The 15,564-nt window shown below is 74.1% G+C and carries 14 protein-coding genes and 2 pseudogenes; 8 read left to right on the top strand and 8 right to left on the bottom strand.

Going from position 1 to position 15,564, the window contains the following annotated elements; translation table 11 throughout:
• Positions 1 to 2 precede the first annotated feature (2 nt).
• The gene (locus tag ACZ4VF_RS14035; RefSeq protein ID WP_467925961.1) at positions 3 to 422 is read right to left on the bottom strand and encodes a winged helix-turn-helix transcriptional regulator; all 420 of its coding nucleotides are present in this window, start codon (positions 420 to 422) and stop codon (positions 3 to 5) included.
• 97 nt (positions 423 to 519) lie between these two features.
• On the opposite strand from ACZ4VF_RS14035, the gene ACZ4VF_RS14040 reads away from it, so the two are divergent.
• Positions 520 to 1,383 (top strand): alpha/beta fold hydrolase, encoded by an 864-nt coding sequence (locus tag ACZ4VF_RS14040; protein ID WP_467925963.1) that lies wholly within the window; start codon positions 520 to 522, stop codon positions 1,381 to 1,383.
• Between the two features lie 39 nt (positions 1,384 to 1,422).
• On the opposite strand, the gene ACZ4VF_RS14045 is transcribed toward ACZ4VF_RS14040, so the two are convergent.
• Complete coding sequence (locus ACZ4VF_RS14045; RefSeq protein WP_467925965.1) at positions 1,423 to 2,130, bottom strand: DUF4232 domain-containing protein; 708 nt, start codon at positions 2,128 to 2,130, stop codon at positions 1,423 to 1,425.
• 251 nt (positions 2,131 to 2,381) lie between these two features.
• On the opposite strand from ACZ4VF_RS14045, the gene ACZ4VF_RS14050 reads away from it, so the two are divergent.
• Together ACZ4VF_RS14050 and ACZ4VF_RS14055 are read left to right on the top strand one after the other, a co-directional pair.
• On the top strand, positions 2,382 to 3,455 hold the full coding sequence (locus ACZ4VF_RS14050) for an NAD(+)/NADH kinase (protein WP_467925966.1): 1,074 nt from the start codon (positions 2,382 to 2,384) through the stop codon (positions 3,453 to 3,455).
• A 115-nt stretch (positions 3,456 to 3,570) separates the two neighbouring features.
• The gene (locus tag ACZ4VF_RS14055) at positions 3,571 to 4,071 is read left to right on the top strand and encodes a peptidylprolyl isomerase (protein ID WP_467925968.1); all 501 of its coding nucleotides are present in this window, start codon (positions 3,571 to 3,573) and stop codon (positions 4,069 to 4,071) included.
• Positions 4,072 to 4,131: 60 nt separating this feature from the next.
• Here the strand turns inward: ACZ4VF_RS14055 and ACZ4VF_RS14060 are convergent, their stop codons facing one another.
• The 5 genes and pseudogenes from ACZ4VF_RS14060 to ACZ4VF_RS14080 form a co-directional block, all read right to left on the bottom strand.
• Positions 4,132 to 4,347: an MbtH family protein gene (locus ACZ4VF_RS14060; protein WP_467925969.1), complete on the bottom strand. Its 216-nt coding sequence runs from the start codon at positions 4,345 to 4,347 to the stop codon at positions 4,132 to 4,134.
• Positions 4,344 to 5,316, bottom strand: a pseudogene (locus ACZ4VF_RS14065) (hypothetical protein). Before ACZ4VF_RS14065 ends, ACZ4VF_RS14060 begins: the two are co-directional and overlap by 4 nt.
• A gap of 4 nt (positions 5,317 to 5,320) precedes the next feature.
• Entirely contained in the window at positions 5,321 to 6,100 is a 780-nt protein-coding gene (locus ACZ4VF_RS14070) for a thioesterase II family protein (RefSeq protein ID WP_467925971.1), read from the bottom strand.
• Between the two features lie 112 nt (positions 6,101 to 6,212).
• On the bottom strand, positions 6,213 to 6,524 hold the full coding sequence (locus ACZ4VF_RS14075) for an asparagine synthase-related protein (protein ID WP_467925972.1): 312 nt from the start codon (positions 6,522 to 6,524) through the stop codon (positions 6,213 to 6,215).
• Positions 6,481 to 7,356, bottom strand: a complete 876-nt coding sequence (locus tag ACZ4VF_RS14080) for an asparagine synthase-related protein (RefSeq protein WP_467925974.1) — start codon at positions 7,354 to 7,356, stop codon at positions 6,481 to 6,483. The genes ACZ4VF_RS14075 and ACZ4VF_RS14080 overlap by 44 nt, the downstream gene beginning before the upstream one ends.
• A 289-nt stretch (positions 7,357 to 7,645) precedes the next feature.
• Between ACZ4VF_RS14080 and ACZ4VF_RS14085 the strand changes: the two are divergent.
• The 3 genes and pseudogenes from ACZ4VF_RS14085 to ACZ4VF_RS14095 all read left to right on the top strand — a co-directional run.
• A pseudogene (locus ACZ4VF_RS14085) lies at positions 7,646 to 7,861 on the top strand (DSD1 family PLP-dependent enzyme); the annotation flags it as partial.
• 159 nt (positions 7,862 to 8,020) lie between these two features.
• On the top strand, positions 8,021 to 9,004 hold the full coding sequence (locus tag ACZ4VF_RS14090; RefSeq protein WP_467926565.1) for a threo-3-hydroxy-L-aspartate ammonia-lyase: 984 nt from the start codon (positions 8,021 to 8,023) through the stop codon (positions 9,002 to 9,004).
• A gap of 127 nt (positions 9,005 to 9,131) precedes the next feature.
• Positions 9,132 to 10,151: a sigma-70 family RNA polymerase sigma factor gene (locus tag ACZ4VF_RS14095; protein ID WP_467925975.1), complete on the top strand. Its 1,020-nt coding sequence runs from the start codon at positions 9,132 to 9,134 to the stop codon at positions 10,149 to 10,151.
• Positions 10,152 to 10,467: 316 nt separating this feature from the next.
• Here ACZ4VF_RS14095 and ACZ4VF_RS14100 read toward each other — a convergent pair whose 3' ends face one another.
• A complete protein-coding gene (locus ACZ4VF_RS14100) occupies positions 10,468 to 12,537 on the bottom strand; it encodes a SpoIIE family protein phosphatase (protein WP_467925976.1) in 2,070 nt (689 codons plus the stop codon).
• A 996-nt stretch (positions 12,538 to 13,533) separates the two neighbouring features.
• Between ACZ4VF_RS14100 and ACZ4VF_RS14105 the strand changes: the two genes are divergently transcribed.
• Positions 13,534 to 14,433 (top strand): endonuclease/exonuclease/phosphatase family protein, encoded by a 900-nt coding sequence (locus ACZ4VF_RS14105; RefSeq protein WP_467925978.1) that lies wholly within the window; start codon positions 13,534 to 13,536, stop codon positions 14,431 to 14,433.
• Positions 14,434 to 14,581: 148 nt separating this feature from the next.
• A complete protein-coding gene (locus tag ACZ4VF_RS14110; protein WP_467925979.1) occupies positions 14,582 to 15,556 on the top strand; it encodes a trypsin-like serine peptidase in 975 nt (324 codons plus the stop codon).
• Positions 15,557 to 15,564 lie beyond the last annotated feature (8 nt).

A 15,564-nucleotide genomic window follows, 5' to 3' on the forward strand; every position in this document is an offset into this window, starting at 1 on the left:
GATCACACCGTGGCGGATCCCGGCGGGTCCTCGGCCCCGCCGTCCCGTGCGTTCGCCCGGTCCACCTCGGCCATGTGTTCCTCGGCCCAGTCCCGGACGGCCGCGAGGACGGTGTCGAGCGACAGGCCGAGTGCGGTGAGCCGGTAGTACACGGCGGGCGGTACGGAGGGCTCCACCCGGCGGGCGGCCAGGCCGTCCCGCACCAGGCCGCGCAGGGTGACGGACAGCATCTTCTGCGAGACGCCGGGGATCCGGCGCAGCAGCTCGGCGAAGCGCACCTCGCCCGGGGCCGCCTCCGCCAGCACCTTCACCGCCATCGACGTCCACTTCGTACCGATCCGGTCGAGCAACCGGCGGGTCGGGCACGCGGGGTCGAACAGGTCGCCGCGCGCGGCGGGACCGTCCTCGGCCTGGGAGGTCACCTGAAGCTCACCAACTGACGGGAAAGTGCGGTCTGGTGAGCCCGAGGGTAGTTACCTACGGTTCCCTTGTCACCATCGGTTACCCAAGGGATCGCCCATGACCGTCACCCCCTCCCCCGGCGTGCGGCTGCGCCGGGTCACCGTCAACGGCGTCGGGCTCAACGTCGCCACGTCCGGGCAGGGACCGGCCGTCCTGCTGCTGCACGGTTTCCCGCACACCTGGCGGCTGTGGACCGAGGTCATCGGCCCGCTGGCCCGCCGGTACCGGGTGATCGCACCGGATATGCGGGGGTTCGGGGACAGCGACCGGCCGGCCGGCGGGTACGACGCCGGGACGCTCGCCGCCGACGCCGAGGCCCTGCTGGAGGCGCTCGACGCCGGCCCGGCCGCCGTGGTCGGCACCGACCTCGGTGCCCCGCCCGCGTTCCTGCTGGCCATGCGGCGGCCGGGACTGGTACGGCGGCTGGTGCTGATGGAGTCGCTCCTGGGCGACCTGCCGGGCGCCGAGGAGTTCCTGGCGGCTGGGCCGCCGTGGTGGTTCGGCTTCCACGCCGAACCAGGCCTCGCGGAGACCGTGCTCGCGGGGCACGAGGCGGCGTACGTCGGCTGGTTCCTGGAGCGCGGCACCCTCGGGCGGGGGGTACGGCCGGACGTCCGGGCCGAGTTCGTCCGCGCCTACGGCGGACGCGGGGCGCTGCGCGCCGCGTTCGGGCCGTACCGGGCCCTGCCGGCCACCGCCCGGCAGATCCGGGAGGCGGCGGCCGGCGCCCGCCTCACCGTGCCCGCGCTCACGATCGGCGCCCATCCGGCCGGCCGTGCGCTGGAACGCCAACTGCGCCCGCACGCCGACCGGCTGACGGGACGGGTGATCCCGGACTGCGGGCACATCGTCCCGTTGGACCGCCCGGAGGCGCTGCTGGAGCTGCTGGAGCCGTTCCTCGCCGGGGACGGCCGGGACTGAGCCCGGCTCCCCGGCGCGGAACGGGCAGGCGGCTTTGGGTCAGGCGGGCTTCACCGAAGACACCGCCGTCGCGGTGACCTTGTTGTCGCACTCGGCGAGCCAGCCGTCGTCCATGGTGACCTGGTGCTTGCCCGCACCCGGCAGGCCGACCACCATGGTCGGGAAGATGGACGGGGTCGCGCCGGAGACGCAGTAACCGTCCCCCTCGCCCTGCACCTGTACGAAGGTCAGCTTCAGCCAGGCCTTGCCGCCCGGTGCGAGGCGCACGGTGGCCGGGGTGCCCTTGGGGGTCACCTTCAGCGGGACGGACCGCTGCGGCGAGCCGTTGCCCGCCCCGGCCACCGTCGGGTGGCCGCGCAGGACGCACGCCGCCGAGGAGACGTTCTTGAACTGGACGACCGCGGCCCCGGTGCCCGTGCCCACCGGCCGAACGGCGGACTGCCACGCCGACACCTTCAGCGCCTTGGCCGTGCAGGCCGGCGTGGTACGGGAGGCGGTGTGGGCGGCCAGGGAGACGCGGGCGGGCGCGGCGGCCGCGAACCGGGCGGCCTCGGCCGACCCGGTGGAGTACGCGGCCACGGTGGCCTGGGCGGCCGGGGCGGCCGCCACGGTGGCGGCGGGCGCCTTCGGGGCCGGGGCCGCGCTCGCCGCCGTGCCGTTCGCCGACTGGAAGGCCGTCAGCGACAGGGTGGCGGCGACGGCGGCCAGGGCCGCCACGGTGACGCGGCTGGTGTGTCGGTGATGCATGGGATCCCCCGGTTGTCCGTGGTCTGTGGTCAGAGCGACCGGCGGGGCGCCGGCGCTCACCGGCACAGACCGGGCGCCGGGGGCCCGGGTTCCCTGGTACGGCCGTTGTGACACGCCGGTGACAAACCAGGGGCCGGACACGCACGGAAGGCGGCGCGGCGGCCTCCGGGCGGCGTGGCGCGCGCCGGGCCGGCGCGGTCCGCGGCGAGGATGGCGCTCGGAGGAGCCGACTGGGAGGCGGGTGTGCGGGTATGACGGTGAACCGTGTCGGCCTGGTCGTGCACGGCGGGCGTGCCGAGGCGGTGGCCGCCGCGCGGGCCGTGCGCGCGTGGTGCGCCGAGCACGCGGTGGGGTGCGCGGACATCGACGTCTGGCGGGAGGGCGCCCGGCACAGTGCCCGCGAGGAGATGGACAGCGCGGGCGACCCGGACCTCGTCGTCACCCTGGGCGGTGACGGCACGTTCCTGCGCGGCGCCCGCCTGGCGGCCGAGAACGACGCCCTGGTGCTCGGGGTGGACCTCGGCCGGGTCGGCTTCCTCACGGAGGTCCCCGCCACCGCGGTACGGGCCGCGCTGGACGCCGTGCGGGAGGAGCGGATCGACGTCGAGAGCCGGATGCTGCTGACTCTGCGGGCGTCGTGCCGGCTGGAGGTGCCCGCGCGGATGGAGGCGCTGCTGCGGTACGGCCGCGGGCCCATGCTGCCGCCACCGCGGGTGCGCACGGAGTGCGAGGCCGGCGGTGACTGGGGGGTCGCCCTGAACGTCACCGCGCTGAACGACGTGGTCGTGGAGAAGCTGGCCCGGGACCGGCAGGTGTCGGTCGCGGTCTATCTCGCGGGCCGGCTCCTGGCGTGTTACTCGGCCGACGCACTGCTGGTGGCCACGCCCACGGGCTCCACGGCGTACAGCTTCGCCGCGGGCGGTCCGGTGGTCTCGCCCCGCGCGGAGGGCCTGGTGTTCACGCCGGTCGCACCGCACATGGTGTTCAACCGTTCCGTGGTGGCGGCGCCGGACGAGCCCGTCGCGCTGCGCGTGCTGGAACGGTCGGGCCAGGCCGCTGTCAGCATCGACGGCCAGTTGCGCGGGGTGCTGAGCCCCGGCGACTGGATCGGCGTGTACGCCGCCCCGCGCCGGCTGAAGGCGGTCCGGCTCGGTCCCACGGACTTCTACGGCCGGCTGCGCGAGCGCATGAACCTCACGGACGCGCCGGCCGCGCTCGCCGACGGGCAGGCCGCTCCGCTGTGGCCGGTGAGCACGCCCCCGCCGGACGACCTCGCCCACCTGGCCCTTCCCCCGGGCCCGGGGGACGCTCCCCGGCCGTTCTGAGACACCCGGATGGCCGTTCGAACCCCGGGGCGCCGCGGCAGGGCGCGTGTGCCCTGTGGTCGTATATTCCGTACCGTAGGCGTGGGCCAGCCCCACCGAATTAAGGAGAATTTTGATGTCGACCGTCGAACTGAACACCAACTTCGGCCGGATCGTACTGGAGATCAACGACGCCCAGGCGCCGAAGACCGCCGAGAACTTCCTGTCGTACGTGCGCAGTGGCCACTACGACGGCACGATTTTCCACCGCGTGATCAGCGGCTTCATGATCCAGGGCGGCGGTTTCACCCCGGACATGTCCCAGAAGCCCACCCAGGGCCCGATCCAGAACGAGGCCGACAACGGGCTGAAGAACGACAACTACACCGTGGCGATGGCGCGGACGAACGACCCGCACTCGGCGACGGCCCAGTTCTTCATCAACGTTTCGGACAACGCCTTCCTCAACTACTCGGCGAAGACGCCGACCGGCTGGGGTTACGCCGTGTTCGGCAAGGTCACCGAGGGCCAGGACGTCGTCGACTCCATCAAGGGTGTCAAGACGGGCAGCCGGGCCGGCCACCAGGACGTCCCGACGGAGCCCGTGGTCATCGAGTCCGCCAAGGTCATCGGCTGACGCACACCGCCGGGGCGGCACCGGACCACCGGTGCCGCCCGCCCAGCGGTGCCGGACCCGTCAGTCCCGCGCCGCCATGGCCTCGGCCAGCCGGTGGGGCCGCATGTCGGTCCAGTGCGTGCTGACGTACTCCAGGCAGGCCGCCTTGTCGGCCTCGCCGTGAACCACCGTCCAGCCGGCCGGGATCTCGGCGAAGGCCGGCCACAGGGCGTGCCGGCCGTCGTCGTTGACGACCACGAAGAAGCGGCCGTCCTCGGTGTCGAACGGGTTGCTCATGACGTCGTTCCTCTCGTGGGGGCGGCCGGTGCGGCCGGCCGGAAGCGGTTGATGGCGTCGACGTGCCGCGCGCGCGTCTCCTCGTCCCGCACGCCCAGGCCCTCCGCGGGCGCGAGGCACAGCACGCCGACCTTGCCCTGGTGCACGTTGGCGTGCACGTCGTGGGCGGCCTGGCCGGTCTCCTCCAGCGGGTACACCTTCGACAGCGTGGGGTGGATCCTGCCCTTGGCGACCAGCCGGTTGGCCTCCCAGGCCTCGCGGTAGTTGGCGAAGTGGGAGCCGATGATCTTCTTCAGGGACATCCACAGGTAGCGGTTGTCGTACTCGTGGTCCCGGATGCGCTCGCCGAACCGCTTCCACTCGCGCGGGTCCTGGGTGCGGCCTCCTTCCAGAACCGGTAGCCCTCGGCGTCGCGGTCGATGACGGCCTCGGCGCCCATGCTCCGGCAGATCTCCGCCTTCTGCGGCGAGGAGACCACACAGACCGGGAAGGCACCGCCGGCCAGCGCCAACTGCGTCGCGTACGGGCCGAGTCCGCCGCTCGTTCCCCAGATCAGGACGTTGTCACCCTGTTTCATCCGGCACCGTTGCGATAGACGAGCTGCCGGTGGGCGGTGGAGTCGACCAGGCCGGGCGCGGCGGCCTCCTCCCAGGTGAGGTGGCGCGGCTTGGGCATCAGCTGGCTGGACGGCCCTCGGCGGACTTCAGTTCCACCGACAGGCAGTGCGCTGTAGTTCACCGAGGAGGCCATCACCGCCACCAGGGCCTCACCCGGCCCCAGTCCGGGCACCGGGACCTCGTCGACGTGCGGCGACTTGCGCGGGTCCTTGTCGCGGGTGGTCATGCCGGCGAACATGTCCGTCTCGTACTTGTGGACGGTGATCGCACGGTACGACTCGGGCAGCGGCAGGGCCGCGAAGTCGGCGGAGACGGCCTCGCCCGACAGGACGGCGCCGAGGATCCCGTGCATCGGATCAGACCGCCGCTCGGGTGCCGGGGACCAGCCGCCGCAGCGTGGTCCGGATCCGGTCCAGTACGGCCTGCTGCTGCCCCACCAGGTAGAAGTGGGCCCCGGGGTACACGTGGAGTTCGAACGGGCCGTCGGTCTCCTGGGACCACGTCCGGGCCTCGTCGGGGGTCACCCGGGGGTCGGCATCGCCCGTCAGCACGACGAAGGGGCAGCTCAGCCGCGGCCCGACGGTGCGCCGATAGGTCTCCACCACGCGGTAGTCGGCCCGCAGCGCGGGCAGGATCATACGCAGCATCTCCTCGTCCTGGAGCAGGGCAGCGTCGGTGCCGTCCAGCTTGGCGACCTCCTCGATGAGCCGCGCGTCGTCGCCCTGGTGGACGTTCTCGGCCCGCTCGACGGAGGGCCCCCGGCGCCCGGAGACGAAGAACACCGCCGGGGGCCGCCCGGCGGTCTCGAGCAGCCGTGCCAGCTCGAAGCCGACCATGGCACCCATGCTGTGCCCGAACAGGGCGAGGGGCGTGTCGTCCCGCTCGTCCAGCGCGCGGAACACCCCGTGCGCCAGCTCCTGGACGGACTGCGCCGGAGGTTCCGTGTGGCGGTCCTGGCGGCCGGGGTACTGCACCGTGAGCACGTCCACCGCGGGCGACAGCGCCTTGGAGACGGGGAAGTAGAAGCTCGCGGATCCGCCGGCGTGCGGCAGGCACAGCAGCCGCGGCGCACCCGGTGTCGGCTGGTGGAAACTGCGCAGCCACAGCTGGTGCTCTGCGCTGGACCGGTCGGCCATGTGTCCCCCTTGGTGGAACGTGTGGTTCTTGCTGTGTGCGGAAGAGGCTGGTGCGGAAGGGAGGTCGGCGCGGGGGCGCCGCCCGGCGCGTGCGGGCGGCGCCCCCCGCGGGTCAGACGGTCACCGTCACGTCGTAGGAGGTGAGCCAGCGGTTGAGCCAGAGCGCCATCTCGATGCCGCCGCGGTCGTGCGGCATGCTGAAGTCGTCCGGCTCGCGGCCGAGGACCCGGTCGACCCTGGCGGTGTTGAGCAGCGGCAGCACCGGGGAGTCCGGTTCGGCCGGCACCTCGCGCAACTCGGCGCGCAGCAGGCTCTTCTCCCGGCCGTCGAACGACTTCATCGCCCACGGCACGTTGAAGACGTAGTCCATGAGGCGATGATCACACAACGGCACGCGGACTTCGAGGCCGACGGCCATGCTCATGCGGTCCTTGCGGTCCAGCACGGCTGTTCAGGTACGTCACCTCGCTCATGCGCCGGTCGACCCCGGACTCCCCCGGCAGCACGGGCACCTCGGCGAGGGCCTCGGCGTAGCGCTCCCGGCGGTAGCCCTCCAGGTCCGGCTTCTCCAGCAGGCCCTGGTCGATGAGCGAGTTGCCGCCGAAGATGCGCGCCGAGCCGGGGGTGAGCCAGGGGAAGGCCGGGGCGTCGACCGCCTCCGGGCGCCGGTACCAGCGGTAGCCGCCGAACAGTTCGTCGGCGGACTCGCCGGACAGCACCACGGTCGCCCGCTTGCGGATCTCCCGGCACAGCAGGTAGAGCGACGGCCACAGGTCGCCCCAGTAGGCGGGCGGCAGGTCGGTGGCGCCGAGGATCGCCGCGCGGATCCCCGGGTCGGCCAGCTCGGTGCTGTCGAGCAGCACTTCGCGGTGGTCGGAGCCCACGCGGGCGGCGCAGTCCCGGACATAGGGCGCGTACGAGCGCACCGGACCGCGTCCCTCCGCGGCCAGGGCGCGCTGGGCCGGCGCGGTGATGGCCGGGGAGTCGAGGCCGCCGGACAGCAGGGTGGCGACCGGGACGTCCGCGACGAGCCGGCGGGCGACGATGTCCTCCAGCAGCTCGCGCACGGTGGCGATGGTGGTGTCCAGGTCGTCGGTGTGCTCGTGCGCGGTGAGCTGCCAGTACCGGGTCCGGGTCAGGCCGCCCTCGGTGATCCGCACCAGCTGTCCGGGGCGTACCTCCGACAGGTCGGCGAACGGGGTGATCGACGGCCACCGCGGCGGCCTCAGGCCCGACGCCCCCGGACTCCCCGGCATCGCCCGGATCCTGCACGACGCGGGCTGCCTGGACGGCGTACGACCCACGCGGGCGAGTCGTACCACTGCCACACCCCCGGGGGCGGCGCACGGCGGCGCGGAACGAGCGGGACGCCGCGGTCGCCGTGGCCGAGCGGCTGCGCGCGGCCGGCCTGCCCGTGCCCACCGTCAGTGTCGGCTCCACCCCCACCGCGCACGCGGCGGACGATCTCACCGGGGTCACCGAACTGCGCGCCGGCAACCACGTCTTCTTCGACCTGGTGATGGCCGGCCTCGGGGTGTGCCGGTCGTGGTCACCGTCATCGGTCACCGCCCCGAGTACGGCTCGGTCGTCACCGACGGTGGATGGACGGCGATGTCCCGCGACCGCGGCACCTCTGCCCAGCCGCGGGACCAGGGCTACGGCCTCGTCACCGACCTGAACGGCGCGCTGATCCCGGACGTGGTCATGACGGCGGCCAGCCAGGAGCACGGGACGCTCACCGCACGGAACGGAGCCGTCCTGCCCGAACTGCCCATCGGCACCCGGCTGCGCGTCGTGCCCAACCACGCCTGTGCCACCGGCGGCGTCCGCCCCGAAGATCACGGCATACTGGCCGCGCGTCACCGGCTGATGAGCCGTCTGCCGTTCCTTCCCGCACCCGTCGACAACCCGAGGACCCCCATGGCCACCGCCGCACCGCCCGTTTCGTTCGCCGACGTCCAAGAGGCCGCCGCCCGTCTCCAGGGCATCGCCCACCGCACGCCGGTCCTCACCTCCCGCACCCTGAACTCCCTGGTCGGCGCGGAGGTGTTCATCAAGGCCGAGAACCACCAGCGGATGGGTGCCTTCAAGTTCCGCGGTGCCTACAACGCCGTCGCCCGGCTGACCGCCGAGCAGCGGGCGAAGGGCATCGCGGCCTACTCGTCCGGGAACCACGCCCAGGCCACCGCGCTGGCCGCCCGGGAACTGGGCACCACGGCCGTCATCGTGATGCCGGAGGACGCGCCGCGTTCCAAGGTGGCGGCGACCGTCGGATACGGAGCGGAGGTCGTCACCTACGACCGCTACACCGAGGACCGCGCCGCGCTCGCGCACGCCCTGGCCGAGGAGCGCGGGCTGACCCTGATCCCGCCCTACGACCACCCCGACGTCATCGCCGGCCAGGGCACGGCCGCGCTGGAACTCCTGGAGGAGACCGGCCCGTTGGACGCCCTCCTGGTGCCCGTGGGAGGCGGCGGGCTCATCGCCGGCAGCGCGACCGCCGCGACGGCACTGCACCCCGGGATCCGTGTCATCGGCGTCGAACCGGAGGCGGGTGACGACACCAAGCGCTCCCTGGAGGCCGGGGCACGCGTGACCGTCCCGGTCCCCCGCACCATCGCCGACGGCCAGGCCCTGGACACCCCCGGCGAGATCACCTTCCCCATCAACCAGCGCCTGGTCGACTCCGTCGCGCTCGTCAGCGACGCCGAGATCGTCACCGCGATGCGCTTCGCGTTCGAACGGCTGAAGACCGTCCTGGAACCCAGCGGCGCCACTCCGCTGGCCGCGCTGCTGGCCGGACGCGTCGGAGAGCCGCCGCGGCGGATCGGCGTCATCGCCTCCGGCGGCAACATCGACGCCGACCGCTTCACCGCCCTCACGCAGCGGCCCGGGCGGGAGTGACGCGGGCGGGACGGGAGCCGGGGCGGAGGGGGCGGCGGTGTCACGTCGTCCCGCCCGGGTACCCGGCACTCCACCGGAGACGGAGAGACGACGCGTAGCGCTCGTCAGGAGACGGAGGGCCGGAACCATGTCTGCGCCGGTACGAACCGCCGTTGCGGATCCCCGGGAACGCCGCCGAGCCGCCACCCGCTCGGCACGCCCGCGCAGCAGGGTCCACGAGACCGGCGAGGACCCGGACCTGCTGGGCCAGTACCTCGCCCAGATCGCCGCGACCCCGCTGCTCACCGCCGAGGACGAGGTGCGGCTGGCGCGGTGCATGGAGGCCGGGGTGCACGCCGCCGGGGAACTGGAGCGGGCCGAGGCCGGCGAGCGGCGCCTGCCGCCGGAACGGCGCCGGACGCTGGACGCGGTCGTACGGGACGGCTTTCACGCCAAGGACCACATGATCCGGGCCAACCTGCGGCTGGTGGTGTCGATCGCCAAACGGCACGCGCACCGGGGCGTGCCCCTGCTCGACGTGATCCAGGAGGGCAACCTGGGGCTGATCCGGGCCGTGGAGAAGTTCGACCACACCAAGGGTTTCAAGTTCTCCACCTACGCCACCTGGTGGATCCGCCAGGCGATCGAACGGGGTCTGGCCCAGCACGCCCGTACGGTACGGCTGCCCATGCACGTCGTGGAGGAGCTGCAGAAGCTCGCGAAGGCGGAACGGCGGCTCCAGCTGCGCCTCGGCCATGAGCCCACGGACGACGAGGTCGCCCGGGAGAGCGGCTTCGACGAGGGCCGGGTGGCCTGGCTGCGCCGGGTCGGGCGGCAGACGCTGAGCCTGGACACACCCGTGGACGACGCCGGGGAGACCGTCGTGGGCGACCTCATCCCCGCCGCCGACGTGCTCCAGGCCTCCGCGGTGGCCGAGTACCGGGCGCTCGCCGAGGACCTGAGGGACGCCCTGGGCCTGCTGCCACCCCGCGAGGCCATGATCCTCAGCCTGCGCTACGGCCTGCACGACGGGCAGCCCCGCACGCTGCAGCAGGTGGCCGACCAGGTGGGGCTGACCCGGGAGCGCGTCCGCCGGCTGGAGAAGGAGTCCCTCGGCCGGCTGCGGGCCCCCGAGACCGGCGAGCGCCTGCTGGAATGGGCCGGCTGACCGGTCGTGGGCCCGGCTGCGCGCGGGATGCTCCGGGGTGTGGCCGGTACGGTACCCGGCGGCCGAGCCGAAGGACGGCGTCCGCGTCCCGGAGCGCGGCGGCGCGGGATCATGCCGTGATCCGAATGCGGTGGTGACGACGCACACCGCCGCCTCCTCCGGCTCTCCGCCCTCCCGGAACCGGTCTGCCTCGCGGATGGGGTGAGCGCCGAGGACGCCCACGCCGTACTCGACCGGCGGCAGCCGGCCGGCGGCACCGTCGTCGGGGTGTACCAGCGCTGACGGCACGGGCCGCCGGGGGCGGCTCCGGCACGCCTCACGGCTCGACCCGCGCCACCAGCAGCGCGACGTCGTCGTCGCCCCCGGGCGGCCGGAGCGTCTCCAGGACCCGGTCGCACGTCTCCCCGAGATCCCGGCCGGCGGTGGCGGTCAGGGCGTCGAGGAGGGTGCCGAGGCGGGCGTCGATCGGGTCGCAGCGGGTCTCCACCAGCCCGTCGGTGTAGAGGGCGAGCTGGTCGCCGGGGAGGAAGGGGAACTCCGTCGTCTCGAAGGCCGTACCACCCACCCCCAGCGGCACCCCGGAGGGCAGGTCGAGCAGCTGCGCCGGCCGGCCGGACCGGACGAGGGCCGGGGGCAGATGACCGGCGAGGCTGATGCGGCACCGGCCCCGCTCGGGGTCGTAGCGGCAGTAGGCGCACGTGGCGATGGTGTGCTCGACGTCCTCGGTCAGGCGGTCGAGCTGCCGGAGCACCTGCGCCGGGTCGAGGTCCAGCCCGGCGAACGCGCGGGTCGCGCTGCGCAGCTGGCCCATGCTGGCGGCGGCGTTGACGCCGCTGCCCATCACGTCCCCGACGACGAGGGCGCTGCTGTCCCCGGACAGCCGCACGGCGTCGAACCAGTCACCGCCGATCTCGCCGGCGGCTCCGGCAGGCAGATAGCGGCTGGCGATCGCCAGGCCCGGCAGCCGGGACGGCAGCTGCGGGAGCAGCCGGCGCTGGAGGGTGAGGGCGGTGTTGCGGGCGCTCTGGTACCAGCGGGCGTTGTCGATGCACATCGCGGCACGGCCGGCCAGCTCGCAGGCGAGGAGTGTGTCGTCCTCGTCGAAGGACGCGGGGGTGCCGGTGCGTCCGGGGCTGAGGGCGCCCAGGACCTCGCCGCGGGCCAGCAGCGGGACGGCGAGGTACGAGTGCACGCCCGTGCTCTCCAGGAGCGCGGCGGCCTCGCTGCTGCGGGTGATGCGCCGCAGGTCGTCGCGGGTGGCCTCGGCGACCCGTACCGGCCGGCGGGTGCGCACGCAGCGGGTGAGCAGGCGGTCGCTCTCGTAGCGGACGAGTTCTCCGGGCGGGTCGGTGACGTGCGCCTCGGGGGCGTGGGCCGCGGCGACGGCGACGGCGCGGAAACGGGCGGGGCCGGCGACCGAGGGGGTGCGTCCGCGCAGGATGCTGTCGAGGACGTGGACGGTGGCGACGTCGGCCAGGTCCGGTACGACGACGCCGACGAGCTCGTGCGCCGTCTGCTCCACGTCCAGTGTCGAACCGATGGCGGCGGAGGCACCCGCGATCAGGGCGAGCCGGTTCCGGGCCCGGGTCGCCTCGATGGTCGCCTCGTGGCGCTCCGTGATGTCGATGACGGACGTGGCCACGCCGAGCACCCGGCCGGCACCGTCCTCGAGCCGGTGCATCGACACCGACCAGGCGTGCTCGCGGTGCGGATCGGGGGTGGGACGGCCGACGACGTGCCGGTCGGTCACCGGCTCTCCGGTCTCCAGGACCCGGCGCAGCCGGCTCTCGAAGTCCTCGGCGTCCAGGTAGGGCAGGACGTCACGGACCCGCCGGCCGAGGTGTTCGGCGGCGGAGCGGCCGTGGATGCGTTCCAGCGCCGGGTTCACGGTCAGGTAGCGCAGGCCGGGATCGAGGATGGCCAGGCCGATCGGGGACTGGGTGACCAGTCGCGCGGAGAGGGCGACGCCCCGCTCGACGCGGGCCACGGTCGCCTGGTCGACGGCCAGACCCAGGGCGTAGGTGTCGCCGAGGTCGTCGAGCAGTCGCATGTTGCGGAACTCGACCAGCCGGGTGCCGCCGTCCTTGTGCCGGATGGGGAAGGCCCCGGCCCAGTCGGTGCCGGACCCCATGACCTCGGCGAACAGCGCGATGACCTCGTCACGGTGGTCCTCGTCGACCAGCAGCTGCACCGCGAACCGGCCGAGCGCCTCCTCGGCGGTGTAGCCGAACAGTTCCTCCGCCTGGGGGCTCCAGAACACGACGCGGCCGTTGGTGTCCAGCACCACCGCGGCGACGCTCAGCAGGTCGAGCAGGCCGGTGGGTGACGTGCCGGCACCGGCCAGGGGGCGGCCCCGGCCGGGACGCGAGGTGTCCGTCGTACCCATCCCCGTGCTCCTCTCCCACCCGGTGGGAGGACGCGTCGCGTCGGCGCCTCACCCGCGTCCCTTCGACGGCGCCCCTCTTCGCCGCCACCGTGTCCCTTCATAGTCACCGTGTTCACGGCGGCGTGCCTCGCGACACCCGCCCGCCGGCCGCCTGATCCCTACCCCGCGTGTACCCCGAAACCGGCACGGCTCGGCCGGCCGCCCGCCGGTCGGGAGCGCGTCCGGAACTCGACGCCTCGGTGGTCGACCGGTTCTCCCGCCGGGCATGATGCCGGGACGGGGCAGGCGTACGGCAGGGGAGCCGATGGTCGGCGAGGTACGGCGGGGCGGGGGCGGCGGAGCGACGGCAGGAGGCGGCCGAAGCCGTCCGGGAGGCCCGCCGGCCGCGGGACGGCACCACGACCCGGTCGGCCGAGGCGCCGGTCGCGGGGGGCGGCGGGGCGAGTGGACGCCGTCCGGCTCCGCCTTCCGGGGCGAGAGGCGGTACTGCGGCGTCTGCGGTGGGGGGAGCGCCGCGGTGGGCCGGACGACCTGCCCCTCGTGCGGGCCCGGACGGTGCTGGTCTTCCTCTCGCCCCCTGCGCCCTGCCCCTCCCCGACGGCAGCCCCACCGTGCTGCGGACGCGCTCCACCCACCGCCGGACAGGGTGCGGACCCGTCACCGCCCCCGCAGAGGCCGTGGCGCTCGCGCGCCGGGCCGGAGCCGGAGGGCTGCGGCCCGGCGGCCTGGTGCCGGGGGCGCTCCGCGCATCGCCACCGGAGATACCCCGGGCGGCCCCGGACGGTCCGCCCGGCCCGGTCCCCCCGCCCGTCCGCCGGTCGCGCCGGAGATCGCGGCAGCCGGGATCCCCGTCCCGACGGCCCGTTCCGGCGTGCGGCCGGCCGCACCCGTCCGCACGGACTCCCCCTGCACCGGCTTCACGCACCAGGCCAACCCGGCGCCGCCACCCGCGCGTTGAGACCCCGTACACCCACCGGACCACCGCAGGAGGATTCAGTGGACCGCACACCCCGACGTTCCGCCCGCCGTGTACTCACCGCCGTGCTCGCCGTCGCCGCCGCCCTCGGCGCGGCAGTGGCGGGCGCCCCGGCACCGGGCGCCTCGGCGGCCGGCAGGGCGGCCGGCACCCAGCCGGCCGCGGCACGCGTCCCGCTGCGCGTGGCGACCTACAACATCCATGCCGGAGCCGGCGAGGACGGCGTCTTCGACCTCGATCGCACGGCGGCGGCGATCCGGGCCCTCGGCGCCGACGTGGTGGGCCTCCAGGAGGTCGACGTGCACTGGGGTGCCCGGAGCGACTTCGCCGACGAGGCCCGGGAGCTGGCCGTACGGCTGCGCATGCGGGTCTTCTTCGCACCGATCTACGACCTCCCTCCCACGACGGCGGGCGGCGAACGGCGGCAGTTCGGGGTCGCCGTGCTGAGCCGGTATCCGGTGCGGGACGCGCAGAACCACGAGATCACCCGGCTGTCCACGCAGACCCCGGATCCGGTGCCGGCACCCGCACCGGGCTTCGCCGAGGTGACGGTCCGGGCCCGGGGCGCCGCCGTGCACGTGTACACGACCCACCTGGACTACCGTGCGGATCCCTCCGTGCGGCGGGCCCAGGTCGACGACATGCTGGCGGTCCTGGCCGAGGACGCGGGCCCGAAGGTCCTCCTCGGGGACTTCAACGCCGAGCCGGCGGCTCCCGAACTGGGCAGGCTGTGGGGTGCGTTGGCCGATGCCGCGCCGGACGGTGGCAGGACCTACCCGGCGGCCGACCCGGTCCGGCGGATCGACCTCGTGACCGTCTCCCCGGACGTCGTCGTCACCGGTGCGCGGACGCGGGCGACCACCGCCTCGGACCACCGCCCGGTCGTCGCCGGCCTCCTGCTGCGCCGGCGCGGCCACTGACCCGCGTCCCGCGGATTCGGCTTTTACGTGCTCCTGACAATTCGAGTCTCGCGTGGCACTCTGCCTCACGCACGTCCATCCGCACCGTTCTTCGTTCCCCCACCCTGCCCGGACCCGACCGGTCGGGGCACGGCAGAAGGAGACCTGCGTGAGACGCCATCGCACCGCCGCGGGCATTCTGTTGGCCGTCGGAGCCCTGTTCGCCGGCGGCCTCGTCCAGGCCGGGGCCGCCGGCGCGGCACCTTCCGCGCCGTCGGTCCCGGCCCGCACCGCCTCGGCGGCCGCACAGCACACGGCCCGCGCCTTCTGGACCGCCGAGCGCATGCGCGGCGCCACCCCCCTCGACCTGCTGCTGAGCGGAAAGGCGGCCCAGCGGCTCAAGTCCCCCGGGCCGCACGGACCTTCGACCACCGTGATGCCCACGCGTGCCGCCCTCGCCTCCTTCCCGCAGGCCGGTGGCCCGTGGACCGGCGGCGGCGCCGTGGCGGCGACCTCCGGCCGGGTGTTCTTCACCTTCCAGGGGCGCACCGCCTCCTGCACCGGCAACGCCGTGACCAGCCAGAACGCCAGCACGGTCATCACGGCCGGGCACTGCGTGAAGTACCAGGGCAGCTGGCACACCAACTGGGTCTTCGTCCCCGGCTACGACAACGGCAACGCGCCGTACGGCCAGTGGACCGCGGCCACGACGCTCACCACCCCGCAGTGGGAGGCGAGCGAGGACATCAACTACGACGTCGGGGCCGCGGTCGTCAGCCCCCTGAACGGCAGGACCCTCGCCTCGGTCGTCGGCGCCCAGGGCGTCCAGTTCAACGGCGGCTACACCAAGCCGATGTACTCCTTCGGATTCCCGGCGGCGTCGCCGTACGACGGCACGAAGCTCGTCTACTGCAGCGGCACCAGCTCGAAGGACTTCCTGTTCTCACAGGACCACAGCCTGGGCTGCAACATGACGGGCGGCTCCAGCGGCGGACCCTGGTTCACCGGCTTCACCGAGGCGTCCGGCACCGGTCTGCAGGTCTCCGTGAACAGCTTCGGCTACGCCTTCCTGCCGAACCGGATGTTCGGGCCGTACTTCGGTGACGTGGTCAAGGCCCTGTACGACAAGGCCCAGGCCGCCTAGGGGAAGGC

The sequence above is a fragment of the Streptomyces sp. NPDC029151 genome, assembly GCF_055564315.1.